Source organism: Roseicyclus sp., assembly GCF_052168335.1.
Classification (GTDB): Bacteria; Pseudomonadota; Alphaproteobacteria; order Rhodobacterales; family Rhodobacteraceae; genus Roseibacterium.
On the sequence record NZ_JBQLZP010000489.1, the window covers coordinates 1 to 6945 of the forward strand.

Annotated in this window: 8 protein-coding genes; 4 read left to right on the forward strand and 4 right to left on the reverse strand. The window is 72.7% G+C overall.

Translation table 11 applies throughout. The features are described from left to right. Positions 1 to 165 precede the first annotated feature (165 nt). Both ACTS11_RS15065 and ACTS11_RS15070 read right to left on the reverse strand, forming a co-directional pair. Positions 166 to 1056, reverse strand: coding sequence for an aldo/keto reductase (locus ACTS11_RS15065; protein ID WP_442641118.1), 891 nt, complete (start codon positions 1054 to 1056; stop codon positions 166 to 168). Further along, complete coding sequence (locus ACTS11_RS15070; protein WP_442641119.1) at positions 1056 to 2210, reverse strand: LLM class flavin-dependent oxidoreductase; 1155 nt, start codon at positions 2208 to 2210, stop codon at positions 1056 to 1058. The genes ACTS11_RS15065 and ACTS11_RS15070 overlap by 1 nt, the downstream gene beginning before the upstream one ends. A gap of 115 nt (positions 2211 to 2325) precedes the next feature. Between ACTS11_RS15070 and ACTS11_RS15075 the strand changes: the two genes are divergently transcribed. The 4 genes from ACTS11_RS15075 to ACTS11_RS15090 are packed head-to-tail and all read left to right on the forward strand — an operon-like array spanning position 2326 to position 6110. Next, positions 2326 to 3045 (forward strand): GntR family transcriptional regulator, encoded by a 720-nt coding sequence (locus tag ACTS11_RS15075; protein ID WP_442641120.1) that lies wholly within the window; start codon positions 2326 to 2328, stop codon positions 3043 to 3045. Between the two features lie 37 nt (positions 3046 to 3082). Next, entirely contained in the window at positions 3083 to 4165 is a 1083-nt protein-coding gene (locus ACTS11_RS15080; protein WP_442641121.1) for a Gfo/Idh/MocA family protein, read from the forward strand. 2 nt (positions 4166 to 4167) lie between these two features. Beyond that, positions 4168 to 5010 (forward strand): BadF/BadG/BcrA/BcrD ATPase family protein, encoded by an 843-nt coding sequence (locus ACTS11_RS15085; RefSeq protein WP_442641122.1) that lies wholly within the window; start codon positions 4168 to 4170, stop codon positions 5008 to 5010. Continuing rightward, positions 5007 to 6110 (forward strand): N-acetylglucosamine-6-phosphate deacetylase, encoded by a 1104-nt coding sequence (locus tag ACTS11_RS15090; RefSeq protein WP_442641123.1) that lies wholly within the window; start codon positions 5007 to 5009, stop codon positions 6108 to 6110. Before ACTS11_RS15085 ends, ACTS11_RS15090 begins: the two co-directional genes overlap by 4 nt. Here ACTS11_RS15090 and ACTS11_RS15095 read toward each other — a convergent pair. Beyond that, positions 6107 to 6442: a VIT1/CCC1 transporter family protein gene (locus tag ACTS11_RS15095; protein ID WP_442641124.1), complete on the reverse strand. Its 336-nt coding sequence runs from the start codon at positions 6440 to 6442 to the stop codon at positions 6107 to 6109. The genes ACTS11_RS15090 and ACTS11_RS15095 overlap by 4 nt on opposite strands. Then, the coding region (locus tag ACTS11_RS15100) for an FAD-binding oxidoreductase (protein WP_442641125.1) at positions 6439 to 6945 on the reverse strand (507 nt) is incomplete at its 5' end. The genes ACTS11_RS15100 and ACTS11_RS15095, both read right to left, overlap by 4 nt.

The following is a 6945-nucleotide window of genomic DNA, read 5'->3' on the forward strand; positions in this document are numbered from 1 at the left end:
AAGCTCAGGTCCGGCGCGAAGAAGACCAGGAGCGCGGCCCACCACGGCAGGACCTCCGGCCCGGCCAGGTAGAGCAGCGCCGACGCGACGAGGACGAGCGCCCCCTCGGCGCGCTGCCAGCGGACACAGCAGATCATCGGCGGCTCCTCCCCTCGGGGGCCGCGCTCAGGCCACCTCGCGCCCGAGCCCGGCGGTGTAGATCTCGAACCAGTCCTCGCGCGACAACTCCACGCCCGCCGCCACGGACAGCCTGCGGATGCGGTCGAGCGAATTCGTCCCCATCACCGGCAGGATCTTGGCGGGATGCCGGAGGAGGAAGGCCACGGCGACATCCGCCGGGTCCACCCCCCGGTCGGTGCCGAGCCGCGTCAGCACCTCGCGCACGCGCGTCCCCTCCGCCCCGAAGAGGCGCCCGCCGGCCAGCGGCGACCACGCCATGACCGGATGGCCGTGGCGCTGGTGGAAGGCGAGATCGCCGTTGGTGAACGGGTCGAGATGCATCACCGACAGCTCGATCTGGTTGGTGGCGAGCGGCGTCGACATCGCCGATTGCAGAAGCTCCCAGTCCCAGGGCCGGAAATTCGAGACGCCGACGGCCCGCACCTTTCCGGCCGCGACCATTTCGTCGAGCGCGCGCCCCGTCTCCTCGTGGTCCATCAGCGGGTCGGGCCGGTGGACGAGGAGGAGGTCGATCCGGTCGGTGGCCATGTCCTTCAGCGAGGTCTCCACCGCCTGGCGGAGATAGGGCGCGCTCGTGTCGTAGTGCTTGACCCGCGCGCCCGAGTTGCGGCCGATGGGCGCGACGATGTCGAACTTCGTCACCAGCTCCACCCGGTCGCGGAGGCCCGGGCTCGCCCGGAAGGCGGCGCCGAGCAGCGCCTCCGCCCCGTAGGCGCCGTAGATGTCGGCCTGGTCCATCGTGGTGATGCCCTGCGCGTGGCAGGCCTCGACCTTGGCCTCGACATGGGCGGGCGAGGTGTCGGCGTCGTCGCCGAGGCGCCACATGCCGTAGACGATGCGGGAGAACTCGAGGCCTCCGACTGCGATCCGGTCCATCAGCGTCTCACTCCTGTTCCGAGGGGCGTTGCGGGGGTCGATGCGGGCACGCGGCCATAGGCCTGCGGCAGCGAGCAGGTCGCGAGCTCCGGCATGACGAGGCGGCCGAAATGGCGGCATTCGTCGAGATGCGGGTAGCCCGAGAAGATGAAGGCGCGGATGCCCATCCTGCGGTACTCCTCGATCTCCGAAAGGACCTGGTCGGCCGAACCCACGATCGCCGCGCCGCAACCCGAGCGCGCGCGGCCGATGCCGGTCCAGAGGTGCCGCTCGACATAGCCGAACTGGTCGGCGAGCTCGCGCGCGCGCGCCTGGTGGCTCACGCCGAGCGAGCCCGAGTCATGCGCCCGCTCGCGGATCAGCTTGCCGAGCTCGTCGTCGAGCTTCGAGACGAGGTGCTCGGCATACTCGCGCGCCTCCTGCTCGGTGTCGCGCACGATGACGTGGACGCGGAGGCCGTAGTCGAGCGTGCGTCCATATCTTTCAGCCACTTCGTTGACGGCCTTCATGCGCTCGGCGATCTGCTCCTTGGGCTCGGGCCACATCAGGTAGACGTCGCAGTGCTGGCCGCAGAGTTCCAGCGCATCGGGCGAATAGCCCCCGAAGTAGAGGAGCGGCCCGCCGGTCTGGAAAGGCTTGGCCGGATCGGTCCAGACACCTTTGAAGTCATAGACTTCGCCGGTGTAGTTGATCTGGTCTTCGGTCCAGGCCTGTTTCAGGATCTCCACCACCTCGCGCGAGCGGCGGTAGCGCAGCGCGCTGTCCGCCTTCTCGCCGGGGAAGTCGGAGGAAATGATGTTCACCGTCAGCCGCCCCTCGAGCATGTGGTCGAGCGTGGCGATGGTGCGCGCCAGCATGATCGGCTGCATCTCGCCGCAGCGGACGGCAGCCAGCAAGTTGATCCGCTCGGTCACCTGGCTGCCGGCGGCCACGAAGGACAGCGTGTCCTGCCCGACCTGGTAGGACGAGGGGCAGAGGATGTTGCGGAAGCCCTGGCGCTCCGCCTCCTTCAGGATCGCCGAGCAATGCGCCCAGGACGAGCGCAGGTCGCCCTCGGGCACACCCAGAAAGCGGTAGTCGTCGGAGCAGAGGGCCGCGAACCAGGACACCTCGGCGGCATCGAGATCGGGGGACGTGATGGGAACGACGGTCATGTCTCGCGCGGGCCTCCCTTCCCGAAGCGGATGAACGCCTCTTGCGTAGCGCCGCCGAGCTGGTAGATCAATGGTATAACAATCGCGCTGCCACGGAAGGGAGGCCGGGGCCCGCATGACCGCCGCACCCGCCATGGCCGAGCCCGATCCGGGCGCCCTGCCCGCCTATCTCCGCATCGCCGAGCGCCTGACGATCGACATCGGCGCGGGCCGCCTCGCCGCGGGCACGCGCCTGCCGCCCGAGCGGCGCATGGCCGAGGCGCACGGCGTCTCGATGATGACGCTGCGCAAGGCGCTGGCCGTGGTGACGGAGCGCGGTCTGATCGAACGGCGGCAAGGCTCGGGCAACTACGTGCGCGCCGCGCGGCGCGACGTGGGGACCTACGCGCTCTTCCGGCTCGAGGCGGTGCCCGATGGCGGCGGGCTGCCGACCGCGCGGCTCCTGTCGCTCGAGACCCTGCCGAAGCCCGAGGGCTCGCCCCTCGCCGGCGATCTGGCCACGCGGCTCCGGCGCATCCGCTCGCTCGACGGCCTGCCGGTGGCGGTGGAGGAGATCTGGCTCGACGCCCGCTTCGGCCCGCTCCGGCCCGAGCAGGTCTCGGAATCGCTCTACCGCACCTATGCCGAGCGGCTCGACCTCGTCATCGGCCACGCCGAGGACCGGGTGAGCGCAGCACCCCTGCCCGACTGGACGCCGCGCGACTTCCACCGCGCGCCGGGGCATCCGATGGGGCTTGTCGAGCGGCGGAGCTTCGATCAATACGGCGCCCTGGCGGAGACGTCCCGGACCTGGTTCGACCCCGAGCGCGCACGCTATTTCGCGAGGGTGCCATGACCGCGCCCCGCGCACGTCCGAGGGAGGAAGGAACGGGATGACCCGATACGGCATCGTCGGCTGCGGCATGATGGGGCAGGAACACATCCGCAACATCGCGCTCCTGCCGGAGGCGGAGATCGCGGCCTTCGTCGAGCCCGACGAAGGCATGGCGGCGGCGACGCGGACGCTGGCGCCGGGGGCCACGTCCTGCCCCGACCTGCCGGGCCTCCTGGCGCGGAACGACGTGGACGCGCTGGTCATCGCCTCGCCCAACCACATGCATATCCCCCAGCTCAGGACCGTGGCGGCGACGCGGCCCCTGCCGGTGCTGGTCGAGAAGCCGCTCTTCACCCGGCGGCAGGACGAGGCGGCGCTCCGCGAGATCGCGCGGGACTTCCCCGCGCCGATCTGGGTCGCGATGGAATACCGCTACATGCCGCCCATCGCCCGCTTCCGCGAGATGGCCGAGGCGGCCACGGGCGGCATCCGGATGCTGACGATCCGCGAGCACCGCTTCCCCTTCCTGCCGAAGGTCGGCGACTGGAACCGCTTCAACCGCAACACCGGCGGCACGCTGGTCGAGAAGTGCTGCCACTTCTTCGACCTCATGCGCCTCATCCTGCGGGACGAGCCCGTGCGCGTCATGGCGAGCGCGGGACAGGCCGTGAACCACCTCGACGAGCGCTACGGCGGCGAGGTGCCCGACATCTGGGACCACGGCTACGTCATCGTGGACTTCGCGAAGGGAGCGCGCGCGATGCTGGAGCTCTGCATGTTCGCCGAAGGCTCCGACTACCAGGAGGAGATCTCGGCCGTGGGGCCCGAGGGCAAGCTCCAGGCCTTCGTGCCGGGGCCCACGCGGTTCTGGAACTTCGACATCGGCCCGCATCCCGTGCCGCACCTGATCGTCAGCCCGCGCCAGCCCACTGGGCCGCGGCGCATCGACATCCCCGTGGACCCCGCGCTTCTTGCGGCGGGCGACCACAACGGCGCGACCTACTACCAGCACCGCGGCTTCCTCGAGACGGTGCGGACGGGTCGGCGGCCCGAGGTCACGCTCGAGGACGGCGCGAGGGCCGTGCGCATCGGCCTCGCCGCGCAGGAATCGGCCGCCACGGGCCAGGCGGTGACGCTCTGAGCATGGCGGGGCGGCTCGACATCGGCATCGACGGCGGCGGCACGGGCTGCCGCGTCGCGCTGTCGGTGGATGGCGGCCCGGTCACGGAGACGCGGGGCGGCCCCGCCAACATCGTCACCGATCCGGCGGCGGCCGAGGCCGCGATCCGCGAGGCGGTGATCGAGGCGCTCGCGCAGCACGGCCTCGGCCTCGACGACATGCGCAGCGCGCGGGTCTGCGCCGGGCTCGCGGGCGGGCGGCTTCCGGGCGTCGCGGATGCCTTCGCCACGCGCCTGCCCTTCCTGGCGTACGTCGTCGATGACAGCGTCACCGCGCTCGAGGGCGCGCTCGGCGGGGCGGAGGGGTCGCTCGCGAGCCTCGGGACCGGCTCCTTCTTCGTCCGCAAGACGGCGGACGGCGTGCGGCATGTCGGCGGCTGGGGCTTCCACCTCGGCGACGAGGGCTCGGCCGCCTGGCTCGGGCGGCGCGCGCTGTCGCTCGCGCTCCGCGTCGCGGACGGGCGGCTGCCGCCCGACCCGCTCGCCGCGGCGCTGATGGAGGCCGCCCCGCCAAACCCCGTGCTCTTCGCCCGAGGGGCCAGCCCCGGCGACTTCGCGCAGGTCGCCCGCGTCGTGCTCGCCCATGCGGAAACGCCGCTCGGCCAACGGCTGATCGGCGAGGTCATGGCCGCGCTCGAGGAGGGGCTGGCGGACCTCGACCACACGCCCGGCGCGCCCCTCGTCGTGACCGGAGGGCTCGGCGACCTCCTCGCGCCGCATCTGCCCGCGACCCTGCGCGAGGGGCTGAGGCCCGCGCTCGGCCGCCCGCTCGACGGGGCACTGGCGCTCGCGCGGGGGCTGCCGTGAAGTTCCGCGGCGTGGACCTCCTCGACGGCGAGGGCTGGCGGCGCGGCGTCGACATCGACGTGGCCGAGGGCCGCATCGCCGCGATCCGTCCGGGCCGCGCGCGCGACGGCGCCCCGGTGCTCTGCCCCGCGCCTCTGGACCTCCAGGTGAACGGCGGCGGCGGCAGGATGCTCGGCGCGTGCGAAAGCCCCGGCGACGTGCTCGAGATTCTCGCCGCGCACCGCCGCCTCGGGACGGGCGGCATCCTGCCCACGCTGATCTCCGACACGCCCGAGATCACCGCCCGCGTCGTCCGCCTGGTCGAGACCGCGCGCCGCGCCGACAGCGGCATCCTCGGCCTCCACCTCGAGGGGCCGCACATCGCCACGCCCGGCGCCCACGACCCCACGCGGCTGCGGGACATGACGGCGGAGGACGTGGCCCGCGCCATCGAGGCGAAGTCGCGCACCGGCGCGCTGATGATCACGCTCGCCCCCGAACGCGCCACGACGGCGCAGATCGGCGAGTTGGCCCGCGCCGGGATCGTCGTTTCCCTCGGCCACAGCGCCTGCACCTGCGAGGCGGCGGAGGCGGCCTTCGCCGCGGGCGCGCGCATGGCCACGCATCTCTACAACGCCATGTCGGGCCTCCATCACCGCGCGCCCGGCCTCGTCGGGGCGGCGCTGACGCGGGCTGAGGTCTTCGGCCTCATCCCCGACGGCCACCACGTCGCCGACGCGGCGCTGAAGGTTGCGCTCGCCGCGCGGCCCGAGGGCGCGATCCCGGTCTCCGACGCCATGGCCGTGACCGGGACGAGCCGCGAGAGCTTCGTCCTCTCGGGGCGCGAGGTCCACCGCCGCGACGGCCGCCTGACGCTCGGCGACGGCACGCTCGCGGGCGCCGACATCAGCCTGATGCAGGGCCTACGCCACATCGCGCGGGTGACGGGGCGGCCGCTCGCCGAGGTCATGCCGATGGGCTTCGACCGTCCGCACCGCCTTCTGACCGGCACGCCGAACCGGCTGGCCGAGGGATCGCCCGCACGCCTGATCCACATCGACGGCGACCGTGTCGAGGGCTTCGACGGCCACGCCTGGCACATCCTGAGGCCCGTGGCCTAGACCGACATTCCCACGAGCCGCCCGATCGCTCCGGTGGCCGCCATCGCGATCACGCCCCAGAGGAGGACGCGCCCCGCCGCCCGGAGCCGCGGCGCCCCGCCCGCATGCGCCCCGAGCGCGTCGGCCTGCGTCAGCTGCGCGGCGACCCGCCCCGCCAGCTCCGCGTCGAGGCCGCGCGCCATCCAGATGCCCTTCAGCTCGGCCAGCTCCGCCTCCGGCCGCGCCGTCAGCTCCGCCCGCTCGCGCTCCACGTCGGCGCGCTCCACGTCCGCCTGCGAGGAGACCGAGACGTATTCCCCCGCCGCCACGCCCCGCCCCGGCGGCCGGCTCACACCGGCAGCCTGATCTTGCCCGGGTTGAAGATGTTGAGCGGGTCGAGCCCCGCCTTGATCGCCGCCATCGCCGCCATCGCGCCGGGTCCGAGCTCCTTCTCGAGATAGGGCGCCTTGCCCTGCCCGATCCCGTGCTCGCCCGTGCAGGTTCCGTCCATCGAGATGGCGAGCTCGTTCAGCCAGCCCACGAAATGCTCGGCCCGCGCCACCTCCTGCCCGTCCTCCGTGTCGATGAGGAGGAGCACGTGGAAGTTCCCGTCGCCCACATGCCCCACGACCGGCGCGATGAAGCCCAGCTCCGCCGTCTTCTCCTGCGCCGCCGTCACGCAATCGGCGAGCCGCGAGACCGGCACGCAGACATCGGTGGAGATCCCGCGCGCCCCGGGCCTGAGCGCGAGGCTCGCCCAGTAGGCGTCGTGGCGCGCCTGCCAGAGGCGGTTGCGCTCCTCCTCGCGCGTGGTGAAGACGAAGCCGGTGCCGCCGAAATCCGCCGCGATGGCGCC